Origin of the sequence: Tessaracoccus rhinocerotis (genome assembly GCF_007197885.1) — a bacterium.
GTDB lineage: Bacteria > Actinomycetota > Actinomycetes > Propionibacteriales > Propionibacteriaceae > Arachnia > Arachnia rhinocerotis.
Genome location: NZ_VKKG01000003.1, coordinates 401,573 through 425,842, shown reverse-complemented (window position 1 = coordinate 425,842; position 24,270 = coordinate 401,573). Strand labels below are relative to the sequence as shown.

The following is a 24,270-nucleotide window of genomic DNA, read 5'->3' as shown; positions in this document are numbered from 1 at the left end:
CGACCGTGCGGGGCGCCGGGGCGGCTGCGTCCCGGCGCCCGGCCGTCGCCGCCGAAGCGGTCCGTGAGCTGGACGCAGCGGCGGGGTCCGGCCGTGGGCGCAAGAGCAACCGCAACCGGCGCGAGACGGTCGCCGGGCTGTTGTTCATCAGTCCTTGGATCATCGGGTTCCTGATCTTCACGGTGATCTCGATGAGCTACAGCCTGGTGCTGTCGTTCACCGACTACGACCTGGCCACCAACACCATGGACCCGGTGGGCGGGGAGAACTTCGTGCAGCTCGTCGAGAACCCGCGGGTGCTGATGAGCCTGGGCAACACGTTCACGTTCGCCGTGATGGCCGTGCCGCTCGAGCTGGCGATGGCGCTGCTGATGGCGCTGCTGCTGAACTCGGTGCGGCGCGGCGCGGGCCTGTTCCGGGTGATCTACTACCTGCCCAAGATGACGCCCGCCGTCGCCACCGCGGCGGTGTTCCTGCTGCTGCTCAACGGCAACCAGGGCGCCATCAACAAGTTCCTCGACGCCATCGGCATCCAGGGGCCGCAGTGGTTGCTGGACCCGAACTGGGTGAAGCCGTCGATCGTCATCATGTCCGTGTGGGCGGTGGCCGGGTCCGCGGTCATCCTGCTGGCGGCGCTGCAGGCGGTGCCGGAGGAGCTCTACGAGTCGGCGGCCATCGACGGCGCCGGCCCGCTGCGCCGCTTCACCAAGATCACGCTGCCGATGATCTCGCCGACCATCTTCTTCCTCGTGATCACGCTGACGATCGCGTCGCTGCAGGTCTTCGACCAGGCCTACCTGTTGTTCTACCGCGACGGCGCTGACTCGTCGGCGCCGGAGGCCGCTCTGTTCTACGGCATCTACCTGTACCAACAGGCGTTCCAGCAGTTCAACTTCGGCTTGGCGGCGGCGATGGCGTGGCTGCTGTTCGCGATCATCCTGCTGATCACGCTGGTGCAGTTCCTGGTGGGGCGCCGGTTCGTCCACTACGAGTCCGGGGAGGGATCGTGAACTGGCGGGCGGGTGGAATCGTCAGCGAGGCGCTGCGCTGGGTGGTGCTGCTGGCGCTGGCGGTGGTGTTCATGTACCCGCTGGTGTGGCTGGTCAGCGCCAGCCTGAAGCCGCGCGGCGAGGTCTTCGACAACCAGCTGATCCCCAACACCTTCTCCCCGGGCAACTACGTGGAGGTGTGGGACCAGCTGCCGCTGCTGAACTGGCTGGGCAACTCCATCTTCATCGCGCTGGCCGGGGCGACGCTGATGACGCTGGCGTCGTCGGCGGTGGCGTTCGGGTTCGCCTACTTCCGGTTCCCCGGCCGGGGGATCCTGTTCGGGCTGGTGCTGGCGACGATGATGCTGCCCGGCGCCGTCACCCTGGTGCCGAACTACCTGATCTGGAAGTTCTTCGGGTTCCTCGGCACCAACGTGCCGCTGTGGGGCGGTGTGCGCTGTTCGGGTCGGCGTTCTACATCTTCCTGATGCGGCAGTTCTACATGGGTGTGCCGCGGGAGCTGTTCGAGGCCGCCCGCGTGGACGGGTGCAGCTACTGGGGCCTGTTCTGGCGGATCGCGTTCCCGCTCACCATCCCGAGCGCGATCATCGTGTTCCTGTTCGAGTTCCAGGCGTCGTGGAACAACTTCACCGGTTCCCTGATCTACCTGAACTTCGGCTCGACCGAGAACTACACAGTGCCGCTGGGCATCAACTACGCCATGGCGAAGTACTCACCCACCAACGGCGGGCACGGCGACTACCAGTACGTGATGGTCACCGCACTGGTGGTCACCCTGCCGATGCTGCTGCTGTTCGCGTTCGGTCAGAAGTACTTCATCAAGGGCCTCTCGGCGGGAGGGGTGAAGGGGTAGCGCCCGTCGAGGTCGTGCCATAACTTGGCCGAAACAGCCCCGATGCTGTCAGCCACAGTGGATCATCGGTAGTACCCACACCAGGAGGTGCCATGACCGAGTCCCCCGACCATCCCGTAGGCCCGGAAAGTCCCGTCACTCCCGAGACCTCCGAGGAGCCGGTGGATCCCACGCCGCTCGGCAACCCCGAGCCGCAGGACGACCCCGAGCATCTCGAGCCGCCAGCACCGTCGGACTGACTGTCCCGCGACCGTTCTCAATGGGTCCGAGCAAAGGTAGCGTAACGCTCCGAGTAGAGGTAGCGTAGCGATGCGAGTAGCAGTAGCGTAGCGGCATGTATCTCGCGCGCACCGTCGATCTCGAACTCGACGAGTTGATGGCGGTTGCCCCCGCCGTGGCGCTCGACGGACCAAAAGGTGTCGGCAAGACCGGCACCGCCGCACGTCGCGCAGACGCCTTGTGGTTCCTGGACGATCCGCACCAGCGCGCACTCGCGCAGGCCGATCCCTCCTTCCAGACCGCCACTGCAGGAACCCTCCTGCTCGATGAATGGCAACGCCTGCCCCAAGTCTGGGACACCGTCCGGCGGCACGTGGATCAGGGCGCTCCCCCGGGCAGGTTCCTCCTGACAGGGAGCGCCAGTCCCGTGCAGGGCGTGACCACGCACAGCGGCGCCGGGCGGATTCTCTCCCTGAGGATGCGGCCCATGGCCATCCACGAACGGGGGATCACGGTTCCGACGGTCAGCCTGCAAGCGCTCCTCGATGGCAGCGAGAGCGTGGGCGGCACCTGTTCCTTGGGCCTCCGGGACTACATCGACGCGATCACCTGCAGCGGGTTTCCCGGAGTACTTTCGTCCCCGGAACGCCTTCGGGTGGCCCAGCTCGACTCCTACCTCGCCCGGATCGTCGACCACGACCTGCCGGAACAGGGGTACTCGGTTCGTCGGCCCGAGACGCTTCGTCGCTGGCTGGGGGCGTATGCGGCAGCCTCGTCGACCACCACGTCGTACTCCCGAATCCTGGACATGACAACGGCCGGAGACGGCTCACGACCGGCGAAGACCACGACGATCGCCTACAGGGACCACCTGAGCCAGCTTTGGTTGCTGGACCCGGTGCCGGGCTGGAGCCATTCCCGCAGCCAGTTCACCCAGCTCCAGCAAGCACCCAAGCACCAGCTCGCCGACCCGGCACTGGCTTCACGGCTGCTGAACCTCACGACGGCGGGCCTGCTGGGGCCACGAGGGGCGGGCATGGCGGGCCCGCTCTTCGAGTCGCTCGCCACCCTGTCCGTCCGCGTGGCCGCGCAGCGCAGTCAAGCACGCGTGGGACACCTTCGCACCAACCGCGGGGACAGGGAGATCGACCTGGTCGTTGAGGGCACTGACGGACAAGTGATCGGGATCGAGGTCAGACTGTCCGCCACAGTAGACGACGCCGACGTCAGACACCTGCTCTGGCTGCGCGACCAGTTGCCGGACGACGTCGTCGACCTCGTCGTCCTCACCACGGGGACGTCCGCCTACCGGCGACCCGACGGCGTCGCCGTGGTCCCGCTCGGACTGTTGGGACCCTGAGGGGATGCACATGGAGACGTTCATCAAGCGGGCCGAGCCCGACCGCGAGTGGGCGCTGGCCGTCGAGGCCGCCGGTCTGCGCTGGCTGGCCGCGGCCGACGGCGTCCGCGTGGTCGGGGTGCTCGAGGAGCGTCCCGACGCCCTGGTGCTGGAGCGGCTCCATCCCCGCTCCCCCACCGTCGCGGAGGCCGAGGACTTCGGCCGGGCGCTCGCAGCGACCCACGCCGCCGGGGCGCCCTCCTTCGGCAGCCCGCCGCCCGAGTGCGGGGAGAGCCTGACGATCGGCTCGATGGGCCTGCCGATGCGGCCGCACCGCACCTTCGGGGAGTACGCGGCCCATCAGCTGATCGAACCGTTCGCCAGGACCGCTCCCCTGCCCGACGGCGGCCGCGCGGTGATGTCGGCGCTGGCCGAGCGGCTCGCGGCCGGGGACTTCGACGACGACCGCCCACCCGCCCGCATCCACGGCGACCTGTGGGCCGGCAACGTGATCTGGACCGACGACGGCGCCGTCGTCATCGACCCCGCCGCCCACGGCGGCCACCCCGTCACCGACCTCGCGATGCTCGCCCTGTTCGGCTGCCACCACCTGGGACGGATCCACGCCGCCCACGCCGAGGCCGCGGAGCTGCCGTCGGGCTGGGAGGACCTGATTGAGCTCCACCAGGTGTGGCCGCTGCTGGTGCACGCCAACCTGTTCGGCAGCGGCTACGGGGCGCAGGCCGTCGCCGCGGCCCGCCGCTACGTGTGAGCGGTCAGTTGCCCCGAACCGTCGCGAACAACCCGAGCTGGGACTGCGACGACGCCTTGTGCGAGTAGAGGCTCGTCTCCAGGCCGATGATGCCGACCAGCCGGTTGTTGTCGTCGACCGCCTGCAGCGCCTCGAACACGTGGCCGCCGCCGCGGGCGGGGATGGTGTAGTCCCTGGCCCTCGGCGCCGCCGCCAGGCAGCGGGCCCAGTGCGCCTGCGCGTCGCTGCCCTCTTCGTAGGCGGGGCACAGGCCGTTGCCGTCGGCCACCAGCGCCCCCACCATGTGGTGCCACACCATCTTGCCGTCGGTGGCCAGCGGGCACATGTAGGAGTGCCAGTAGTTGCTGGACGATCCGCGGGTGGCGGGCGGCGTCACGATGCAGCCGCTGCTGCCCCCGGCCTGGGTGTAGTGCTCGAACTGGAACGCCTGCCGCGCCGCCTGCAGGTTCTGCTTGCCGACGCTCTGGAACCACATCGTCTTGTCCGCGCCGCCCGCGCTGTAGGGGAACTGCGACTGGGACACGACGTTCGGGTTCACCGAGCGCGGCGGCTGCCACACCGGCTGGCTGATCTCGGGCACCAGCGAGCGGCCGGCGCCCCGGGGCTGGGTGGAGCCGAGCATGAAGCCGATGGCGTCGACGGCGTTCGGGTGCGCGTGCGCGGTCAGGCGCAGCTCGCTGTAGGACTGGCCGGGCGCCGTCGCGTCGAGGAACGTCTCGGTGACGTGGGTGCCGCGCCAGTAGAGCTTGATGCGGTTGCCCGAGAGCGCCTCGTAGGTGCCGTGCCGCACGGTCGGGGCAGCCAGGAACGAGCGCGCGGTGCGGACGTCGCACGCGCCGGAGCGCAGGGCGGGCAGGCTGAGGGCGCGACGGTCGGTGACGTCCTTGTCACCCTGCAGGCAGCCGGTGGGCAGGTTGGGGATGGAGGCGCGGAACTGGCCGTAGTCACTCTCGACGGCCATGTCGAAGGTGTAGGCCCAGTAGCGCTCCGTGAACGTGCCGAGCTTGCCGCCCGGGTCGAGCTCGATGTTGGAGATCCGGCCGATGCCCCGGGACTGCGATCCGGTGCTGGCTTGGGTGACGAGCGTGCCGAGGGTGAAGTGGCGGCGACCCTTGAGGAACGCCGGCGCCTGCTTCATCGGCGGGGCCGTCGGGAACGCGGCCGCCGAGCCCGGGTGGAAGCGGACGATGTTGTTGAAGATCCACTTCGTGGTCCACTGGTAGCCGCGAGTGCCGTTGCGGTTGGTGTACGACTCGATCACACGCGCCTCGACGTAGGAGCGGCAGCCGTTGCGGCCCGTGGCCGGGGTGTCGCACTCGGTGCGCCACTTGCGCCCGTCGGCCGCCGTCCACGACGCCGTGCCGTTGGGGACGCCGTTGGCGGCGAGCGGGTTGGTACTCCACAGGCTGCGGTCCGACGCGGCATAGGTGAGGTTGTTGAAGACCCAGTCGTTGGCCTGCACGAACCGCCCGCCCACCTGCGAGACCTGGGTGGCCCAGATCTTCGTGGTGCAACGCCTCGTCTGCGAGTACGGCTCGCACTCCGTGTGCCAGCGGCGGCCGTTGACGTCGTGGTAGCCCGGCGTGGTGTAGATGTCCACGTCGGCACTCGCCTGTGGCGCCACGAGCGTCAAAGGCGCCAGCACCAGCGCCACCAGTACCGGGACCAGCAACCGCAGTCTGCGCATTCTCGTTCTCTCCGTGGGGGACGGGTCGTGCGCCGAGCCTAGTGTGGCAGGGGGTGTGGGTGCAGGAGTGATCTCGACACGGGCGCCGGGCGCCCTACTCGATCAACGGGAGCGGGGCAACGCGGCCGCCACCACCCGGCCGGCGGAGTCGCGCACGGTGGCGTCGGCGAGTCCGGGGTGGCCTCGACACGGGCGCCGGGCGCCCTACTCGATCAACGGGAGTCAGCGGACGCGGATGGCTCCCGGCTGGATGTTGATCACCATCTCGGCGGTCTCGCCCAGCTCGTCGCCGTCGATCTCGACCAAACGCGGCTCGACGAGCTCGACCTTGAGGTTCGTCACGCGGCTGTGCGTGGTGCTGGTGCTGCTGTCTGCGGTGGCATCGGGCCTGAGGAGCCGCTTGAGTCCGTTGTCCCACGCCATGTTTCGCAGCGTGTCCAGCCAGCCGCCCAGGCCATCGGCACTCAGGACCAGGACGTCGAGTTCGCCGTCTGACGGATCCGCGTCCGGCATGAGGTTCACACCGCCCACCAACGTGCCGCAGTTTCCGACCAGCAGGGTGTGCGCCTGCTCCTCGACCGGGTCTGACCCGCCAGCGGTGAGGGTCATTCCGATCACCTCGCTGGCCGGGATGGCTCGACCCAGGGACTCGACGTAGGCCAACCAGCCGGCCCTGTCCTTCAGTTCGTCCTTGGTCTCGGAGATCATGTGCGCGTCGATTCCCAGACCTGCCATCACCGCGAACGCGTGCCGCCGCGACTCGCCGTCGACGGTGAGCTCCACCCATCCGATGTCGATCGGCTCCGCCTCGCCCTCGAGAGCGCGGGCGAAGGCGGCGGGCACGTCGTCGATCGGGATGTCGAGGTTTCGGGCGAGGAGGTTGCCGGTCCCGAGCGGGATGATCCCTAGTTCGGCCGACGACTCCACTGCAGCCAGATGCTCGGCCACTGCCCTGACGGTGCCGTCGCCGCCGACCGCGAGCACGACGTCGGCTCCCCCGTCGAGTGCCTGCTGCGTGGCCCCGCGGCCAGGGTCGTCCTCGCTGGTCTCGTACCAGGAGATCCTGAGGTTCGCCGAGTCCGGGAGTGCCGCCTCGAGTTCCTCCCGGGTGATCTTCTTCGACGGATTCCAGACGACACCCACGTGCTGTTCGCGCATCCCGCAGTCCTTTCAACGCCACCGTTCGAGCCCACAGCGCACGAACACCCAAGCTTGTTTCGAACCGAAGGATCCCGGCTCCGATGGACAGACAGTATCGGCTCCCCTGGCCGGGCCGTCAGGTATCGAGGTTCTGCAGCGGCATCGTCGCAGGGCCCTCGAGGACGGCGCCGTCGGGCGCGAACCGCGACCCGTGCAGCGGGCAGTCCCAGCTCTGCTCGGCGTCGTTCCAAGCCACCACTCCGCCCAGGTGCGTGCACACTCCGGAGACGTGGCACGCCTTCCCGCCGGAGGTGGTCGACGCCACCAGCTTGGCCCCCTGCCGACCGACGTCCCCGCCGCCGACCGGCGGGTCAGCCGGGTTTGCCAGGCCCTTCAGCCAGCCGCCGGCCAGGTGGACGGCCACCGAACTGTTGGTCCGCAGCGCCTCGAGCGCGCCGGCTGGCTTGGTGACGCGTCGGCCGAGCGTATCGGCCCACTCCATGTGGCCGCCGAGGATCTGACCGGAGAGGTTCAGCGCAGCGGCGACGGCGTTCGACAGGCCCCACTTGTTGAACCCGGTGGCAAGCCAGATGTGGCCGCCGCCGCGGGGCAGCTTGCCGACGAAGGGGACGCGGTTGAGCGTGCGGTAGTCCTGCGCCGACCACGCGTGCGTACGCTGCGCGCCCGGGAAGTTCCGCTGGGTCCAGTGGGTGAGGTCCTCGACCCGACGGCGTGTGGAGCCGCCCCGTCCGACGATGTGCCCGTTGCCGCCCACGAGCAGCCGCTGGCCGCCCTCGACGTCGGCGAGGCGGAGGCTCCGGCTGGGCTTGTCCACGGACAGGTACATCCCCTGCGGCACCTCCCCCGGAACGCGGAACGCCAGCAGGTACGAGCGCAGGGGCAGCAGCTTGGCGAAGTACCCGCCGCGGTCGAGCACGGGCGTCCCGGTGGCCAGCACCAGGTTGTCGGCGGTGAGCTTGCCGCCGGTGGTCTCGATCCTCACCGGCGAGCTGCTGTCGGCGTCGGTCAGCCGGACGCCCTCGAAGATCATCCCGTCGCGTTCGCGGAGCTCCCGCACCAGGGCCCCGAGCGCCTCCATCGAGTGGATCTGTGCCTGGCCGGTCAGTTCGAGGGCGCCGTGGACTGCGAACGGGAGTTCGGTCTGCGGGGCCCAGCGCGCGCCGAGGCCGGCGATGCGGGCGGCGGCCAGTTCGTCGCGCAGCTGCTGGTGGCCCTCGGGCGTGGTCGCGTAGGTGTAGGCGGTGCGTTCCTGGACGTCGACGCCGTTCTGCTCGAGGAAGTGCCGCAGCCAGGCCTGGCCCTCGCGGTTGGCCTCGACGTAGGCCCGCAGCACGTCGTCGGAGTGGAACCGCCGGATCTCGCTCAGGACGGTGCCCTGCAGGAGGGACACCTTCCCGGTGGTGCCGCCGGTGGTTACGGCGCCGATCCGTCGAGCCTCCAGGACGGCCACGCGTTGCCCCGACCTGGCCAGCAGCACCGCAGTCGTGAGGCCCGTGAGTCCGGCGCCAGCGACGACGGTGTCGTAGTGGTCCCCGGGCGAGAGTTCGTCCGGGGACGCTTCCAACTGATGGGTGTCCTGCCACAGGGATTCCATTCCTCACCATAACCCCGGAACCCGGCCACTGCCGGGGCTTCGCGGAACCTGAATCGCTGCTCCGGGGCAGCTATTCGGTCGGTTGAACCCTCGCCGTGATTGTGTGTCCCCAGGAGGTAACACCGATGAAGGCTGTGACCTGGCAGGGCATAGAGACCGTGACGGTCGAGGACGTGCCCGAGCCCAAGATCAAAGAACCGACCGACGCGATCGTCGAGGTCACCTCGACGGCGATCTGCGGCTCCGACCTGCACCTCTACAAGGTCCTCGCGCCCTTCCTGACGCCCGGCGACATCATCGGGCACGAGTTCATGGGGATCGTGCGGGAGGTCGGCGCCAACGTGACGCACATCTCCCCGGGCGACCGCGTGGTCGTCCCGTTCACCGTCTCCTGCGGCCGCTGCTGGATGTGCGCCCGCGGGCTGTTCGCCCAGTGCGAGACCACGCAGGTCACGTCGCAGGGCAAGGGCGCCACCCTGTTCGGCTACACCCAGCTCTACGGGCAGCTGCCCGGCGGGCAGGCCGAGTTCGTGCGCGTCCCCCACGCAGACTTCGGGCCCGTCAAGGTCCCCCACGAGATGCCCGACCAGCGGTTCCTGTTCCTGTCCGACATCCTGCCCACCGCGTGGCAGGCCGTGAAGTTCGCGGGCCTCGAACCGGGCGGCACCATCGCCGTCCTGGGCCTCGGCCCGGTCGGCCAGCTCGTGGTGACCAGCGCGCTGCGGCAGGGCGCCGGCCGGGTGCTCGCCGTCGACCGCGTGCCCGAACGCCTCGAGCGGGCCCTCAGCCTCGGCGCCGAGACCATCGACCTCGATGACTGCGACGACGTGCCCGCCGCCCTGCACGACCTCACCGCTGGCCGCGGACCCGACTGCGTCGTCGACGCCGTCGGCATGGAGGCGCACGGCAACCCCGTCGCGGGCGCCGTGATCGGCGCGGCCACCCGGCTACCCAAGCCGATCGCCAAGGCCGCCATGGAGCACGCCGGGATCGACCGGCTCGACGCGCTGCACACCGCGCTCGCCTCCGTCCGCCGCGGCGGCACCGTGTCCCTGTCCGGGGTCTACGGCGGCGCCGTCGACCCGATGCCCATGCTCGACATGTTCGACAAGGGCATCACGCTGCGCATGGGCCAGTGCCACGTGCAGCGGTGGACCGACGAGCTGCTCCAGGTGCTGCTCGACCACGACCCGTTCGGCGTCGACGACCTCGTCACCCACCACCTGCCCCTGACCGAGGCACCGCGGGCCTACGACATGTTCCAGAAGAAGACCGACGGCTGCATCAAGGTCGTCCTCCATCCCGACAAGTGAGCCCTTGTCCCACGCTCCCGCCCGGGTAGCGTGGACCAACGAACTGAGGAGGTAGAAAATGACTGACTCAAAGCAGAACGACGACGCGGCCCGGGAAACCACGGACCAGCTCGTCATGCAGCACCCTGCCAAGCGCTACCCGGTGATCGAGCCCCCGAAGCAGGACCAGCCCGAGCCGGGCCTCGACGCCGAACTCACCCCAAAGACCGACCGCGGCGAGTACTCCTACCGCGGCACCGGCAGGCTCGAGGGGCGCAAGGCCCTGATCACCGGCGGAGACTCGGGGATCGGCGCCGCCGTCGCCATCGCCTACGCCCGCGAGGGTGCCGACGTCGCCCTCAACTACCTGCCCGCCGAGGAGGAGGACGCGCAGTGGGTCAAGGGCGTCATCGAGCGCGACGGCCGCAAGTGCGCACTCATCCCCGGTGACCTCGCCGACGCCGCGTTCTGCGCCTCACTGCCGGACAAGGCCGTCGCCGAGCTGGGAGGGCTGGACATCCTGGTCAACAACGCAGGCAAGCAGATCGCGGTGGGCAACCTCGAGGACATCAGCGACGACCAGATCACCGAGACGTTCGACGTCAACATCGTCGCGATGTTCCGCGTCACCAAGGCGGCGCTGAAGCACTTGCCGCCGGGCGCCGCCATCATCAACACCACTTCGATCCAGGCGTACAACCCCTCGCCGACGCTGCTGGACTACGCCGCCACCAAGGCTGCGATCAACAACTTCACCAAGGGCCTGGCCCAGCAGGTGGCCGAGCGCGGCATCCGCGTCAACGCCGTCGCGCCCGGGCCGTTCTGGACGCCCCTGCAGGTCAGCGACGGACAGCCGAAGGACAAGCTGCCCGAGTTCGGCAAGAACACGGCCCTCGGCCGGGCCGGACAGCCGACGGAACTGGCCCCCGCGTACGTGTTCCTGGCCTCGCCGGAGTCGAGCTACGTGCTCGGCGAGACCCTCAACGTCAACGGCGGCACACCGACGCCCTGACCCACTCCCCAAAGCCCCGACGCCCACTGAGATCCCCCGCTCGGTGGGCGTCGGCCCTTTGGTGGCCCCGAGGTGCGAGGAACGAGCCCCGAAGGACCCCGCCCCCGCTGGTCGAGTAGGCCGCGAGGAACGAGCCCCGAAGGACCCCGCCCCCGCTGGTCGAGTAGGCCGCGAGGAACGAGCGGCCGTGTCGAGACCCCTCCCCAGACCCCCTCGGCGTGTAACCCTCCCCCTCCCGGGATCGCCCCGACCCGGGGGTAGTGTCGGCCCCACGCCGACGCTCGCGAGAGCACTTCCCCGGGAGGCCAAATGCGCATCCAGCGCTTCCTGATCGCTGCGCTGACAGCGCTGGTGCTGCTCCCCCTCGCCGTGGCCCCGCAACCGGCTGCCGCGGAGGAGGACCTCTACACCACCGACGGCACGCACCTGGTCAACGGACGCGAGTGGCGCACGCACTGCGAGCCGTACTCCTCCACCCGACGATGCTGGACCGAGATCAAGGCCACCACGATCAAGTACGTCGACGGCCGCTACCAGAGCACCACCGACTGGACCTTCAACAACCTGACCTACGCCGCGTCGCCGCGCTCCCTGTGGCGCAGGAACCCGCTGGGCGCGGACGGCGCCGTGCGCGGCACTGCGCAGTGGACGGGCGACGACGGTCGCCAGTGGCGCACCGAGTGCGACACCGCCAAGACGGGCGGCAACGGCTGCCGCAGCTACACGTTCTCCAGCGTCATCGAGGCCTTCCGGACCCCGCGCGGGGCCACCGCCTACCGCAGCGTGCGCAAGTGGGTGTTCAACAGCATCGTGCGCTTCACGCCGGCGCCGCCGCGCTCGACCGACGAGCTGGACCGCATCGTCGACCCCGCTCTGCGCGGTTGCGTCGCGGAGGCGATGGTGGAGTACGGCAGTCTGGCGGCGATCAAGGCGCTGTGGTGCGACTCGCGCGGCGTCAAGACTCTGCAGGGCATGCCCGCCATGCCAGCGCTGGGGGACCTGAGCCTGATGGACAACGCCCTGACGAGCCTGAAGGGGTTGCCGAGCCTGCCGACGCTCGAGTCGCTGAGCCTCAACGACAACGCGCTGACCACCCTCTCCGGCCTGCCGACGCTGCCGAACCTGACCTGGCTCGACGTCAGCGCCAACGCGCTGACTTCCCTGGTCGGCCTCACCGCGACGCCGGCGCTCGAGGCGCTGGACGCGTGGGCCAACAAGCTCGCCGGCAACCTCGACCTCAACACCCTGCCCCGGACCTTGACCGAGCTCAACCTCTCCCGAAACGCCTACACCGGGGTCACCGGCTCGCTGCCCGCGCTCGACCGACTGCTGCTCGAGGCGAACCGGGTCTCCGACGTCAGGGGCATCATCGCCTCCACCAGGCTCACCACCGTCGACCTCGGCGAGAACGCCGTGGCCGACGCCTCCGGGTTCGCGCGGCTGACCGGGCTGGAGTACCTGAACCTGCACGACAACAGGCTGACCACCGTCGCTGGCCTCACGAAGCTGCCCCGGTTGATGTTCCTGTACCTGCACGGGAACCAGATCCGCAGCGTCGACGGGCTGCAGAACCTGCCGAAGCTGGAGGAGCTCTGGCTGCAGGGCAACCCGGTGAACAATCGCGCGGTGCTGAAGCCACTGCACGACCGCGGCTGCGTGATCGACATCTGGCCGTAGCTCGGGGCCGACGCCAAAGGGCGGCGTTTCCTACGGCGCAAGATCCGGGCTCATCGGTGGATCTGGGCAGGTGCTCGATGTGAGCGGACCCGCCACGCCGGGCGCGAGACCGGTGGTAGAACGAGGTCATGAACGCCACACCATGGGACAACTCGCGTCCAGCACAGGGCAGCGACATCCGCTTCTTCATCGACTCGGCCGACCGCTCCGCCGCCGAGCCGTGGCTGCAGATCGGTATGTTCTCCGGCCTGACCACCAACCCGCAGCTGATGCGCGAGGCGGGTCAGAAGATCTCCGACATCGAGTCGATCTACACGTGGGCACGGGCCGCGGGCGCACGTGAGGTCTGCTTCCAGGCTTGGGGCGAGACCACCGACGAGCAGTATCGCTCCGCGATGGAGATCCGCGAGATCGCTCCCGGAGCGACCATCAAGGTGCCCTGCACCGTCACCGGTGCGCAGACCATCTCACGGCTGCGCGACCAGGACATCCCCGTCCTGCTCACGGCGGTCTACTCCGCCAAGCAGGCCCTGATCGGGTCGGCTCTGGGCGTGAAGTACATCGCTCCCTACTTCAACCGGATGTTCCGCGCAGGCCTCGACGGCACGGAGGAGATCGAGCACATGGTGCGCGCCATCCCCCAGGACGGGTCCGGGCCGATGATCATGGCCGCGTCCATCAAGTCGGCCAAACACCTTGTCACGCTCACCGACATCGGCGTGCGGACCTTCACCGTCTCCCCCAACGTCCTCGACGACCTGTTCACCGACGACCTCACCGCAAAGGCGGTGGCAGACTTCGAGGGCTTCATGCTCGACGTCCGCTGACCGAGGTCGGTCACCTCGCCGCCCCGCTGATACTTCGACCGGGAACTCTTCGCGCGGCACCTTTGAAACAGTTCATTCTGGTTCCCGGTCGCGATATCAGCGGGTTGACAATCCGCCCCGCCCCTTCCCGCTGGTCGAGAAGGGAGCGAAGCGACCATGCCGAGACCCTCCCGGCGTAGGCTCATGGGCTCGGGTGTCACACGGACCTCGAGGTACGCCACTGCGACCCGCGGTGGAGAAGGCAGGGATTGATGCCCAGCGCTGAACATGACAGCACCACTCCCTCGCTCGACGACGTGGCGGCCCAGTTGCAGGACCTCAACGCCCGTCTCCGAGCTGCTGGCGACGAGCCCATGGCCCAGGCCGTAGCCGCGGCTGCGATCGCGATGGTGCCGGGTGCGCGCTGGTGCTCCATCACAGTCCAGGAGAAGGACCGCTTCCGTTCCCTGGTCGCCTCCGACGAACTGGCCAAGCGCGTCGACCAGATCCAGTACGAGGCCCGCACCGGCCCCTGCCTCGAGGCCATCACGAGCGAGCGCATCATCGTCGTCAAGGACCTGCGGGAGGAGACGCGCTGGCCCGGCTACTCGGGGCCCACGGCTGAGCTGGGTGTGCGCAGCATCTACTCCCACCCGCTGCACCTGCTCGACGACGAGCGCTCCACCGCCGGCCTCAACCTCTATTCCGACGAGGTCGGGGCGTTCGACGCGAGCTCGCACCCCATGACAACCGTGCTCGCCACCTACGCCGCCCTTGGCATCTCCACCGTGATCACCCGCGACCGCAGCGAGCAGCTGGAGAAGGCGCTGCGCACCAACCGCGGCATCGCCATGGCGATGGGCGTGCTGATGTCGGCGCACGACGTCGACAGCGAGGACGCCTTCTCGCTCCTGCGGATCGCCAGCCAGAGCACCAACCGGCGCATCTCCGACATCGCCGAAGAGGTCATCGAGACGCGCCGGCTCCCGCTGGAGCGACGCCGCGGCTGACTTCAGGCGCTCAGGCGCCCGAGCGACGACGGCTCGTCCGGCGGCCGCTCACCGTGGGTGAGCCGCAGTGCCGCGGCGACGACGTCGCGCAGTTCCCGGCGGGCGGCGAAGGCCGCGCGTTGGGCGGTGGCGCCACTGCCGGTGTCGACGATGTCTGCCACCACCTGCGTCACGTCGTCCGCGTCGCCGGCGTCGATGAGGTCGGGCATGACGAGGTCCAGCAGCTGCGAGACCACCTCCGGCGCGGGGAGCTGGGCGCCGCCGTGCGGGGTGCCGAGTGTCTCGCCGAGGCCGTGCCGCGCCGCGTGCCACGCCCAGGCGCGCAGCTGCGCGGTGCTCGCCTGCGACGGGGCCTCCCCCAGTGCCCACTGCCGGGCGGCCGTCGCCACGAGCGCCCGGGTCAGCGCCGCGATGCCGGCCGTGTGACGGGCGTCCGGGCAGACGTCGGCGATCCTGACCTCCACCGTCGGGCAGTGGTCTGACAGCCGCGCGTCGAAGTAGAGCATGCCCGTGTCGGTCGCTGCCCCCGCCCGGAGGAGGGCGCGGGTGCGGCAGTCGTAGGCCAGGACAGAGCCCAGCACGTCCGACGGGCCGGCCGTGGGCCAGCGGCTCCAGGACTGGTAGCGGAAACTCGCGAAGTCCGAGTCCTGGCCGTACCAGAACGGCGAGTTGGCGCTGAGCGCGAGCAGTACGTGAAGCCAGGGCCGGATCCGATCCAGCACCTGGACGCCCTCCTGCCGGGAGGCCACCTCCACGTGGACGTGGGTTCCGCAGCTCAACTGCTCGGCAGCGAGGAGCCCGAAGTCGCAGCCGATCTCACGCGCGCGGTCGCCGTGGGTGAGATGCGGCTCCTGCCGCCAGACGGGAGAGGCCAGCGCGACGACGCGGGCCCCGCTCTCCCGAGCGGCGGCATCCGCCAGCGCCCGACCCATGCGGATCGAGTCGAGCTGGGCACCGAACGTCAGCACCGGGGGTCCCGCGACCTCCAGCTGCTCCTGGTGCAGTTCCGGCTCGAGCTCGTGCTGCGACCTCGCCGCCCACCGATCGAGCAGTCCCCGCGCGACTCCCGCCCCGGAGATGTCGCGGGGCCCCATCCGACGGTGCTGCACTGCGATGTCCTCGCCAAGCGGGACCATGGTGAGGCTGTCCGCCTCCACCACGAGAAACTCTTCCTCAACTCCGAAACGCCGCATGCTCCACCTCTTCTGGATGGGACACCAGCGCTGGCATCCCGATGGACCGCGGACGCGCAGACGATGCACGCCCTCGGAAGGGGAGCCAGCTTCTCGACTCGTGACGCACGATTCTACGCGCGATGGGGTCATTCCAAGGGTCCTGGCGGGCCACCGCTAGCATGGAGGCACCCTCAGATCCGGCGAAGGAGCCCCTGAAATGCGCCCTGACTACGTACCCACCTCCGCGGTCCACCTGCACCCCTCGATGTTCTCCGACGCCGAGCGGGTGATCGTGAGCACCAACGACGCCGTCGTCAGCACCTTCCGTTACGACTCCGGAGTCGAGGCCGTTCGCATCACCACGGACCGCGTCGAGGTGGTGGTGCTCCCGTTCCGCGGGCAGCAGGTCTGGCGCTACACCGTCGACGGCGAGCCGCTCACGATGGTCACCCACTTCGAGGAGCCCGCCGCCTCCACCACCTTCGGTGAGACCTACGGCGGCTTCCTGCTGCACTGCGGCCTGACCGGGATCGGGCACCCCTCCGCTGAGGACACCCACGCGCACCACGGCGAGCTGCCGAACGGTCGCTTCGACGAGGCGGAGCTGCTGCTGGGCGACGGCCCGGAGGGCTCGTGGGTGGGCATCACCGGCAGCTTCCGGCACCGCGTGAGCCACGGTATCGACGTAGTGTTCGAGCCGTTCCTCGCCCTCCGCCCCGGCGGCACGGCCCTCGACCTCGACGTCCGCATCAGCAACCAGCGCACCAACCCGTTCCGGTACTCCTACCTCTGCCACGTGAACTGGCCCATCTTCGACGGCGCCCGCCTGGCCCAGACGGTCCCCATGGACGCCGACCACTTCGAGCTCGCACCCGACCCCGGCCAGGACACCGAGACCGCCGAGTACACCGCCCGGATCGAGACCGACCTGGGCGCCGGCGACACCCTCCACGAGTCGCAGCCGGTGGTGCCGGAGTACTGCGCCGTGCTGACGCCCGTCTCCGACGACGACGGCTGGGCCCACTTCCTGCAGGTACGCCCGGACGGGCGCGCCGCGTCGGTCAGCTACGAAACCGAACACCTGCCCCACGCCATCCGCTGGATCTCCAACACCGGGGACGAGCAGGCCGCTGGCTTCTGCCTGCCCTCGACCGCCCACCACCGCGGCTTCCTCGCCGCCGAGCGCGACGGCATGGTGCGCGAGATCCCGGGCATGGGCAGCGTCGAGATGAGCTTCGAGATCGACTTCCTCTCCGACGCCGACTCCGCCCGCCGGCTGGAGCTGATCGAGCAGGTGCTCGCGCTGGACTGACGACGCCGGCTCCCGGCTGCTACTCCCAGTAGCCGGGGGTCGAGTAGAACGCCATGTTGGGTTGGCGGACGTCGAGGCGCCCGTACTGCGCGACGACGCCCACGTCCGAGGACAACCCGATGGCGTACTGCACCTCGAGCGGGATGTCGTGGCCACCCATGTCGGAGAGCACGTTCGTCCGCAGGCAGCGGACCGCCTCCGGCTCAACCTCGACGGTGAACCTGTCCGGTTCCCCCGTGGTCCAGTAGAGGGTGATCTCGACCTTCGCAGGCTGCGGGTTGGGGTTGAGGATGATGACCGACTCGTGGCCCTGGATCTCGCCGTCGCCCGGGGGCGGGAGCTCCGCGTCGGGGAAGAACCAAACCTTGCGACCGGTCATGAGTTCACGCCCCGCTCCTGCAGGAGAGCTGGGACGTCCTTGGACTGCATGAAGACCGCACCTGCGTCCTTCAGGCCCTGGATGAGGATGCGCATCTCCTCGATGGCGGCTGGCCCAGTGTTCTTGGTGATGAACTCCTCGGGGATGACGGTGGCCTCGCCGAAGTTGTAGCTCGGCTCCATCGGCCAGAACTCCCAGGGGTGGATGTAGAAGCACAGGAAGGTGTCGATGCCCTTCTCACCGCAGAACTCGTGGAACGCCAGCGAGCGTTCCAGCATGTACTGCCCGCCCTTGGTGCGGAACAGGGGCCACTGGTCGCGGTCGCGCTCGAGACCCGGATCGTTGGACTCCATGACCATGTCCGCGAAGTTGGGGATCTCGAGGACCTTGGAGTCCCCCTGCTTGGTCCAGTCCTCGGGGTCCGGGTGGTAGGGGGCGAACTGCTCGCGGTAGTAGTACATCGGGTAGGTGAGGTCGGCGACGTAGCCGAGCTCCTCCAGCGCATTGACCACTTCCGTGGATCCCCACAGTCGCGGGCAGCGGAAGGAGACGGGTCGGATCCCGGTGGCCTCCTCGACGAGCTTGGTGTTCAACTCGATCCGCGGGTACACCTCGTGCGGGAGGATCGGCTTGGTGCCGGGCAGGTCGAACAGCGGGTCGCCGACGGTCTCGTGCTGGTAGGAGTGCGAGCCCACCTCATGGCCCCGGTCCAGGCACTCCCTGGCCACCTCCGGGTTGTCGCGGGCAGCCTCGCCGGTGAACAGGAAGGTCGTGGTCACGTCGAGCTCGTCGAACAGGTCCAGCAGCAGCGGCGTACCGCCCCGGAGACCTTCGTAGTAGGGGGTGAAGCTGCCGACGTCAGTCTCCATGTCGATGCCGATTACGACGGTGATTGGGTTCTGGTTCATGGTTCTCACTTTCGGGTCGGGGCGGTGGTCTCGACACGGGCGCCGGGCGCCCTACTCGACCAACGGGGATGGAGTTGTGATCGCGGAGGTCTCGACACGGGCGCCGGGCGCCCTACTCGACCAACGGGGATGGAGTTGTGATCGCGGAGGTCTCGACACGGGCGCCGGGCGCCCTACTCGACCAACGGGGGATGGAGTTGTGATCGCGGAGGTCTCGACACGGGCGCGGGGCGCCCGACTCGACCAACGGTTGCGGGTGTCGGTCGGCGCCCTACTCGACCAACGGGGGTGGGTGTACTTACGTCAGGTGGTCTCGCCCAGTTGGAAGCTCGCGTCGAAGCGGTGCAGCGTGTGCGGGTGCTCGCCGGCGATTCCGGCCTGCAGCAGTTCCCACGCCTTGGCGGCGATCTGGTCCAGCGGTTGCACCATGCTGGTGATCACGGGCCGCATGAAGCCGTAGGCGTCCAGGTGGTCGAAGCAGGCGACGGCGAGGTCGCGCGGGACCTGCATCTCCCGCGACCTGGCCACACGGATGGTGGCGTAGGCCAGCACGTTGTTCTGGGCGATGATCGCGGTGGGAGGGTCGTCGCGATCCAGCAGCGCCGTCGCCTTGGCGTAGCCGTCGGCGTACTGGAAGTTGGTGCGTGCGATCCAGTCGGCAGGCAGTGAGAGGTCGTTGTCCGCCAGGCACTGCTGCATCCCCTCGAGGCGCTCCAGTGCCGACGACTCCCCCGCCGGACCCACCACGGTCGCGATCCGGGTGTGGCCCCGCTCGACGAGGTGCTGGGTCAGCGCGTAGGAGGACTTCACGTTGTCGGCGCCGACGTAGCTGCACTCGGGGTCACCGTGCGGCAGGTTGTCGACGAACACGATCCTGCGCATGGTCGACTCGGGCAGGCCCCGGTAGGCGTCGCTGCCGGAGGTGGCCACCACCAGGCCGTCGACGGTGTGGGAACGCAGCTGGGCCAGGAAGGCCTCCTCGCGCTCGACGTCGTCCCCTATGTCGAAGAGGATGGGCGTGTACCCCTCGACGCTGATCAGTCGGTCTATCTCCTTGAACAGGAGCGCGTAGAACTCGTTGCTGATGTCGGGCACCACCACGCCGAGCGAGTGCGCCGACTGCATCTTCAGCGACTTGGCCATCTGGTTGGGGTGGTACTGGACCTTGTCGACGTAGGCCAGCACCTTCTGCTTGGTGACCTCGCCCACCCGGCCCTTGTTGTTGAGGACGCGGGAGACCGTCGACTCCGCGATCCCCAGTTCCTGGGCGATGTCACGCAGCGTTGTCATGACCCCACCTCCTCCACGGCACGAACGTACCCTCTGGCAAGGGCGGCGACTCCATGTGGGCCCCGGGCGCCCTGATGGACCACCGCGGGTGCGCGCGCACGGTCACTTCCGCTTCGAGTTGACGTCGATCAGGACCACCGTGATGAGGATGGCGCCCTTGACGATCCACTGGAAGTAGGTGTCGATGCTCATCAGCACCATCGCGTTGGAGATGACGCCGGTGAGGAACGCCGCCAGGACGACCCCGAGCACGTTGCCCTTGCCGCCGAACAGGGAGGTGCCGCCCAGGACGACCACGGTCATGACGTCGAACAGCATGGCGTCACCGAGCGTCGCGGAACCGGACATCGTGCGGGCCGTCAGGCCGATGGAACCGATGGTGGCCAGCAGCGAGCACAGCACGAAGGCGAGCACGCCGATGAACTTCACGTTTATGCCGGAGAGGCGGGCGGCCTCCTTGTTGCCGCCGACGGCGAAGAAGCTGCGCCCCAGCTCGGTGTGCATGGTGAACACGTAGCAGAAGACGGTGACGATGATCATGAGGTAGACGGGCACGGGGATCGAGTAGAAGTAGCCCATGCCGAGGTAGTTCAGCCAGCTGGGCAGGCCGCTGATTGGCAGGCCCCGGGAGTACAGGAACGCGATGCCCGTGAGCACGTTCATCGTCACGAGCGTGGCGATGAACGACGGCACGTTGCCGTGGATGACCAGCAGCCCGTTGACCACCCCGATCACGACGGCGGTCACCAGCACCAGGGCGAGCGCCGCCCAGACGGAGAAGCCGGAGTTGGCCACGAACCCGGCCAGCAGCACCGACTGCAGGCCGATGCTCGAGCCGATCGAAAGGTCCAGCTCGGCGGTGAGGATCACGAAGAACTGCCCCAGCGCGACGATCGCCAGGAAGGAGATCTGCCGGGCGATGTTCATCAGGTTGCCCAGTTCCAGGAAGCGGTCGATCGTGATCGCGCAGATCGCGAACAGTGCCAGGAACAGGAACAGGATCATCCACTCGTTCACGAAGGCCCGCAGGCCGCCGGAGAAGCGAGTGGCCTTGGCGGCGTAGGTGGATGTTGCGGTTGCGGTGCTCACTTCTCGGCTCCCAACAGGCTGGTCATGATTTCGGACTGGTTCTTGCGCTCTCCCGCGAACTCGTCGCGGATGCGGCCCTCGTAGAGGACGTAGATGCGGTTCGCGAGGCCGAGGAGTTCCTCGATCTCGGGTGAGACCAGCAGCACTGACTTGCCCCTGGCGGTGAGCGCGGTGATGAGCTTGTAGATCTCGGACTTGGCCCCGACGTCGATGCCGCGGGTGGGCTCGTCCATCAGGAAGATCTCGGTGTCGGCGATCAGCCACTTGGCGATCACGATCTTCTGCTGGTTGCCGCCGGAGAGCTTCGTCGTGGTCTGCCACAGCGAGCTGTAGCGCAGCTGGAGCGTGTCGAGGGTCTCGTAGGACTGCTTCAGTTCGGCGCGGTCGTCCATGAACACGCCCCACTTCCGGAACTTGCGCATCGACGGCAACGTGGTGTTCTTGCGAACGTCCAGGGCGTTGTTCAGGCCGAGCCGCTTGCGCTCGTCGGGGATGAACCCGAGGCCGTTCGCGATCGCCTTTCGCGGCGACGTCATGGACACCCGCCGGCCGTTGACGGAGATGGTGCCGGACTTGATCTTGTAGTCGCCGAAGATGGCACGCAGCAGTTCGGTCTTGCCGGCGCCCACCAGGCCCGCGATCCCGACCACCTCGCCGCGGCGGACGGTGAGGTCGACGTCGGTGAACGCGTCGCTGGTGAGGCCCTCCACCTGCAGCACGACCTCGTCCTGGGGCTCGCTGATCTCGGGGAACACCTGGCTGAGCTGGCGGCCCGCGATGTACTCCACCAGCTCCGGCTTGGTGAGGGTCGCGACGTCGCCGGTCTTCACGTGGCGTCCGTCGCGCAGGACGGTGTAGCGGTCGCAGACCTCGAAGATCTCGTCGAGCCGGTGCGAGACGTAGATGATGCCCTTGCCGTCGGCGCGCAGCAGGTTGACGATGCGGAAGATGTTCTCGACGTCGTTCTCCGGCAGCACCGCGGTGAGCTCGTCCAGGATGATCGTCCGGGCGTCCTGCGAGAGCGCCCGGGCCAACTGGACCAGCTGCTTCTCGGCGGTCCGGAGGTACTTGACCGGGACGTCGAGGTGGATGTCGACGCCCAGGTAGTCGAGGAGTTCCCGGGCCCGTACCCGCTGGGCGCGCCGGTCGATGAACGGGCCCCGCTTCTCGTGGTGGCCCATGTAGATGTTCTCGAGCGCGGTGAGCTCGTCCATGAGCTGGAACTCCTGGTGCACGACGGCGATGCCGAGGTGCTGCGAGGCGCGCGAGTCGTAGCCCCTCGGGATGGGTTCGCCGTTCACGAGGATCTCGCCCCTCGTCAGGGTGTTCTCGCCGGCGATCGCCTTGGCCAGCGTGGACTTGCCGGCGCCGTTCTCGCCGACGAGGGCGTGGCATTCACCGGGCCGCAGGTCGAAGGCGACGTCGTTCAGTGCGACCACGCCGGGGAACTCCATGACGGCTCCCCGAACCTCCACCAGCGGCGCGTCGGCGGTCTCGTCGTCCATGCTGCGCTCCTCTTCTCGGGCGGGTGTGGCAATGCTCATCAGGACTCCTTCTCGGCCAGCCACAGCCAGCCGAGGGCCTCGATGCCGGAGCAGATGATGTCGTCATCCGGGCTCTGGGGGTGTCGGATGTTGTGGATCAGCCGCTTCATCTCGTGGTACGGCATCATGCAGCTCCTGACGCCGGTCCAGCCGACGGGGTTGACGTCGAAGAACATCTCCTTCGCGATGGCGAAGTCCCGCTCGTTGTGGTGCAGGACCTCGTCGAGGAGGGCGTCCTTGCGTGCGGGGTCGGACTCGCGCTCGTAGGCGAGCGCCGCCAGCACCAGGTCGTAGATCACGCGGTTGCGGCGCTCGGCGTTCTCGAGCCGGTCGAAGTGCTTGGACCAGAACCGGAACCGGGGGTGCGCGTCGAGCTCGTCGCGGATCGCACGGATCTCGGCCAGCAACGCGTCGTGGTCGGCGATCGCCTGCCCGATCCGCGGGATGTCGGCGTCGGTCATCTTGTTCGACTGGAACGGGAACGGTGTCGTGTACAGCGGGATCTGGGACTCGTGGATGGTCAGGATGCTGCGCATCACACGCAGCACGCGCGCGCCGAGCTCGTCGCCGAAGGTGGTGGCGCCGACGCGCTCGAAGAACTCGTCCTGGTCCATCCGCGAGCCCCAGCCGTAGTTGCCGTGCGCGAACAGGTGCAGGAACAGTCCGAACCACTCGAAGATGTAGCCGTTGATGCCGTGCACGTCCGCCTCGACGCTGCTGATGTGCTGCTCGATGTCGCGCTCGATCACCTGCACGTTGGGCTCGTCGTCGTAGCGGACCATGTTGGACTCGAACGTCCGGTAGAGCCGCCCCATCGTCGAGGTGATGGAGTTGGACTCGGAGTCCCGGCCCCAGATCCGCTCCTTGCCGAACGCGGCCACCCACTTCTCGAACTCGGTTGGGGGGACGTAGAGGGCGGGCGCCCAGAACAGGACGACGTCGTCGGGCAGCGCGTCGGCGGTGGCCTGCAGCCAGGCCGGGTCCTTCTCCAAGGGTGGCTGGCGGTAGGCGCGGATGCCGATGATGACCTCGGGGTTGACGGCGCGCACCTCCTCGCGGATCCGCATCAGCAGCTCCGTGTTGGCCTGGTGCTTCGCCTCCCCGGGCGACGACGCGTGCCGGCCCCAGCGCTCGGTGCAGCGCTCGCAGTTGCAGAACCAGAAGCCCTCCTCGGACTCCTCGAGGGTGTAGCCGTCGAAGCCGAGCTCGGCGATCCGCCGCATCGAGGCGAGGATGTAGTCCACGGACTCCTCGTCGGACAGGCAGACGGAGTCGAAGTCGTTGAGGAAGTCCGAGCCCTCCGGCGGCACCATCCGCTTCTCCGGGTGCGCGATGCTCCAGCCTCCGTTGTAGGAGTTGAGGCCCACGTAGGCAAGCACCTTCACGCCCATCCGGTGGGCGAGCTCGAGGAACCGCGGCAGGTAGTTGTCCACCACGTTCGGGTGGGAGTAGGCGACGTCGATGAAGCGGCCGTTCTCCTGGTTCCACACCTGCACGGGGATGTTGCTGAAGGTGGTCTCCGGGTACTCGGGGAACTCGAAGGGCCAGTAGCCGTACATCACCATGTTGAGCTGGTTGACCTTCTGGTCCACGCACTGGTGCAGGAACTGCTCCCACTCGTCGAAGCCCCACAGCTGCATGTCGAAGCCGATGCGGCCGTAGCCGGCGTACCAGCTGAAGGTGGGTGCGACCGCGCGCACCGGGATCGAGGGGTGGTCGACGATGCGGCAGGTGGGGATTCGGAACGCACCCGTCCCGCCCGCGGCCTCCTGCTCGGAGATCAGCTGCTTGAGCGTGGTGAGCCCGTTGACCAGGCCGTCGCGGGCCCGGGCGTGCAGAGTTGCGCCCGCGGCGTCGACCTCCAGGACGTAGCCCTGCTCGGCGAACAGGTCCGGCTTCTCGACGTCGGCCGCGCCGCCGTCGCCCTCACGGATGCGCAGCGGGAAGGGATCGGCGCCCGTGTCGTCGGTGAGGATTGCCGGGAAGTTCCAGAATCGCAGGGCCGCGAGTTCGCGCACCTCCTCGGCGGGAACGTCGCCGATGGCCTCGACCTCGGCACGCAGGTGGGTGAAGGAGCGGGTCAGCGTCCCGCCTTCTGTGAGCTGCTTGGGCTCGGGGAGGGTGCGGATCATCTTTGGTCA

22 protein-coding genes are annotated in these 24,270 nt (G+C 68.7%); 12 read left to right on the top strand and 10 right to left on the bottom strand.

Going from position 1 to position 24,270, the window contains the following annotated elements; translation table 11 throughout:
* Positions 1-5 precede the first annotated feature (5 nt).
* The 6 genes from FOJ82_RS10040 (at position 6) to FOJ82_RS10025 (ending at position 4,193) form a co-directional block, all read left to right on the top strand.
* On the top strand, positions 6-1,010 hold the full coding sequence (locus tag FOJ82_RS10040) for a carbohydrate ABC transporter permease (RefSeq protein ID WP_246099840.1): 1,005 nt from the start codon (positions 6-8) through the stop codon (positions 1,008-1,010).
* Positions 1,007-1,477: a carbohydrate ABC transporter permease gene (locus tag FOJ82_RS16485; protein WP_221933097.1), complete on the top strand. Its 471-nt coding sequence runs from the start codon at positions 1,007-1,009 to the stop codon at positions 1,475-1,477. Before FOJ82_RS10040 ends, FOJ82_RS16485 begins: the two co-directional genes overlap by 4 nt.
* Positions 1,477-1,863 (top strand): carbohydrate ABC transporter permease, encoded by a 387-nt coding sequence (locus tag FOJ82_RS16480; protein ID WP_221933096.1) that lies wholly within the window; start codon positions 1,477-1,479, stop codon positions 1,861-1,863. The genes FOJ82_RS16485 and FOJ82_RS16480 overlap by 1 nt, the downstream gene beginning before the upstream one ends.
* 92 nt (positions 1,864-1,955) lie before the next feature.
* Positions 1,956-2,102, top strand: a complete 147-nt coding sequence (locus tag FOJ82_RS16225) for a hypothetical protein (protein WP_185975720.1) — start codon at positions 1,956-1,958, stop codon at positions 2,100-2,102.
* 95 nt (positions 2,103-2,197) lie between these two features.
* Positions 2,198-3,442, top strand: a complete 1,245-nt coding sequence (locus tag FOJ82_RS10030) for an ATP-binding protein (RefSeq protein ID WP_143938330.1) — start codon at positions 2,198-2,200, stop codon at positions 3,440-3,442.
* A 10-nt stretch (positions 3,443-3,452) separates the two neighbouring features.
* Entirely contained in the window at positions 3,453-4,193 is a 741-nt protein-coding gene (locus FOJ82_RS10025) for a fructosamine kinase family protein (protein ID WP_143938329.1), read from the top strand.
* Between the two features lie 4 nt (positions 4,194-4,197).
* Here the strand turns inward: FOJ82_RS10025 and FOJ82_RS10020 are convergent, their stop codons facing one another.
* From FOJ82_RS10020 to FOJ82_RS10010, 3 genes are all read right to left on the bottom strand, one after another.
* Complete coding sequence (locus tag FOJ82_RS10020) at positions 4,198-5,880, bottom strand: hypothetical protein (protein ID WP_143938328.1); 1,683 nt, start codon at positions 5,878-5,880, stop codon at positions 4,198-4,200.
* Positions 5,881-6,102: 222 nt separating this feature from the next.
* Positions 6,103-7,038: a diacylglycerol/lipid kinase family protein gene (locus FOJ82_RS10015; RefSeq protein WP_143938327.1), complete on the bottom strand. Its 936-nt coding sequence runs from the start codon at positions 7,036-7,038 to the stop codon at positions 6,103-6,105.
* A gap of 118 nt (positions 7,039-7,156) precedes the next feature.
* Positions 7,157-8,635: an FAD-dependent oxidoreductase gene (locus FOJ82_RS10010; RefSeq protein ID WP_143938326.1), complete on the bottom strand. Its 1,479-nt coding sequence runs from the start codon at positions 8,633-8,635 to the stop codon at positions 7,157-7,159.
* Between the two features lie 125 nt (positions 8,636-8,760).
* Here FOJ82_RS10010 and FOJ82_RS10005 point away from each other — a divergent pair, with 125 nt between their 5' ends.
* The 5 genes from FOJ82_RS10005 to FOJ82_RS09985 all read left to right on the top strand — a co-directional run bounded on the left by FOJ82_RS10005 (position 8,761) and on the right by FOJ82_RS09985 (position 14,432).
* Complete coding sequence (locus FOJ82_RS10005) at positions 8,761-9,948, top strand: zinc-dependent alcohol dehydrogenase (RefSeq protein ID WP_143938325.1); 1,188 nt, start codon at positions 8,761-8,763, stop codon at positions 9,946-9,948.
* Positions 9,949-10,006: 58 nt separating this feature from the next.
* Entirely contained in the window at positions 10,007-10,939 is a 933-nt protein-coding gene (locus tag FOJ82_RS10000) for an SDR family oxidoreductase (protein WP_143938324.1), read from the top strand.
* Positions 10,940-11,248: 309 nt separating this feature from the next.
* Entirely contained in the window at positions 11,249-12,616 is a 1,368-nt protein-coding gene (locus FOJ82_RS09995) for a leucine-rich repeat domain-containing protein (RefSeq protein ID WP_143938323.1), read from the top strand.
* A gap of 128 nt (positions 12,617-12,744) precedes the next feature.
* Positions 12,745-13,443: a transaldolase family protein gene (locus FOJ82_RS09990; protein ID WP_143938322.1), complete on the top strand. Its 699-nt coding sequence runs from the start codon at positions 12,745-12,747 to the stop codon at positions 13,441-13,443.
* 251 nt (positions 13,444-13,694) lie between these two features.
* Positions 13,695-14,432, top strand: a complete 738-nt coding sequence (locus FOJ82_RS09985; RefSeq protein ID WP_143938321.1) for a GAF and ANTAR domain-containing protein — start codon at positions 13,695-13,697, stop codon at positions 14,430-14,432.
* Between the two features lie 2 nt (positions 14,433-14,434).
* Here FOJ82_RS09985 and FOJ82_RS09980 read toward each other — a convergent pair whose 3' ends face one another.
* Positions 14,435-15,625 (bottom strand): glutamate--cysteine ligase, encoded by a 1,191-nt coding sequence (locus FOJ82_RS09980; protein ID WP_143938320.1) that lies wholly within the window; start codon positions 15,623-15,625, stop codon positions 14,435-14,437.
* A gap of 199 nt (positions 15,626-15,824) precedes the next feature.
* Here FOJ82_RS09980 and FOJ82_RS09975 point away from each other — a divergent pair, with 199 nt between their 5' ends.
* Positions 15,825-16,919 (top strand): DUF4432 family protein, encoded by a 1,095-nt coding sequence (locus tag FOJ82_RS09975; protein WP_143938319.1) that lies wholly within the window; start codon positions 15,825-15,827, stop codon positions 16,917-16,919.
* Positions 16,920-16,938: 19 nt separating this feature from the next.
* Here the strand turns inward: FOJ82_RS09975 and FOJ82_RS09970 are convergent, their stop codons facing one another.
* From FOJ82_RS09970 to FOJ82_RS09945, 6 genes are all read right to left on the bottom strand, one after another.
* The gene (locus FOJ82_RS09970) at positions 16,939-17,298 is read right to left on the bottom strand and encodes a sensory rhodopsin transducer (RefSeq protein WP_143938318.1); all 360 of its coding nucleotides are present in this window, start codon (positions 17,296-17,298) and stop codon (positions 16,939-16,941) included.
* Positions 17,295-18,206, bottom strand: a complete 912-nt coding sequence (locus FOJ82_RS09965; protein ID WP_143938317.1) for a polysaccharide deacetylase family protein — start codon at positions 18,204-18,206, stop codon at positions 17,295-17,297. The genes FOJ82_RS09970 and FOJ82_RS09965 overlap by 4 nt, the downstream gene beginning before the upstream one ends.
* A gap of 303 nt (positions 18,207-18,509) precedes the next feature.
* Complete coding sequence (locus FOJ82_RS09960; protein ID WP_143938316.1) at positions 18,510-19,496, bottom strand: LacI family DNA-binding transcriptional regulator; 987 nt, start codon at positions 19,494-19,496, stop codon at positions 18,510-18,512.
* 102 nt (positions 19,497-19,598) lie between these two features.
* Positions 19,599-20,585 carry an ABC transporter permease gene (locus FOJ82_RS09955; RefSeq protein ID WP_143938315.1) on the bottom strand — a complete coding sequence of 329 codons (987 nt, stop codon included), beginning with the start codon at positions 20,583-20,585 and terminating at the stop codon, positions 19,599-19,601.
* Positions 20,582-22,129, bottom strand: coding sequence for a sugar ABC transporter ATP-binding protein (locus FOJ82_RS09950; protein WP_143938314.1), 1,548 nt, complete (start codon positions 22,127-22,129; stop codon positions 20,582-20,584). The genes FOJ82_RS09955 and FOJ82_RS09950 overlap by 4 nt, the downstream gene beginning before the upstream one ends.
* Entirely contained in the window at positions 22,129-24,261 is a 2,133-nt protein-coding gene (locus FOJ82_RS09945) for a glycoside hydrolase family 20 zincin-like fold domain-containing protein (protein WP_143938313.1), read from the bottom strand. Before FOJ82_RS09945 ends, FOJ82_RS09950 begins: the two co-directional genes overlap by 1 nt.
* Positions 24,262-24,270: the final 9 nt, after the last annotated feature.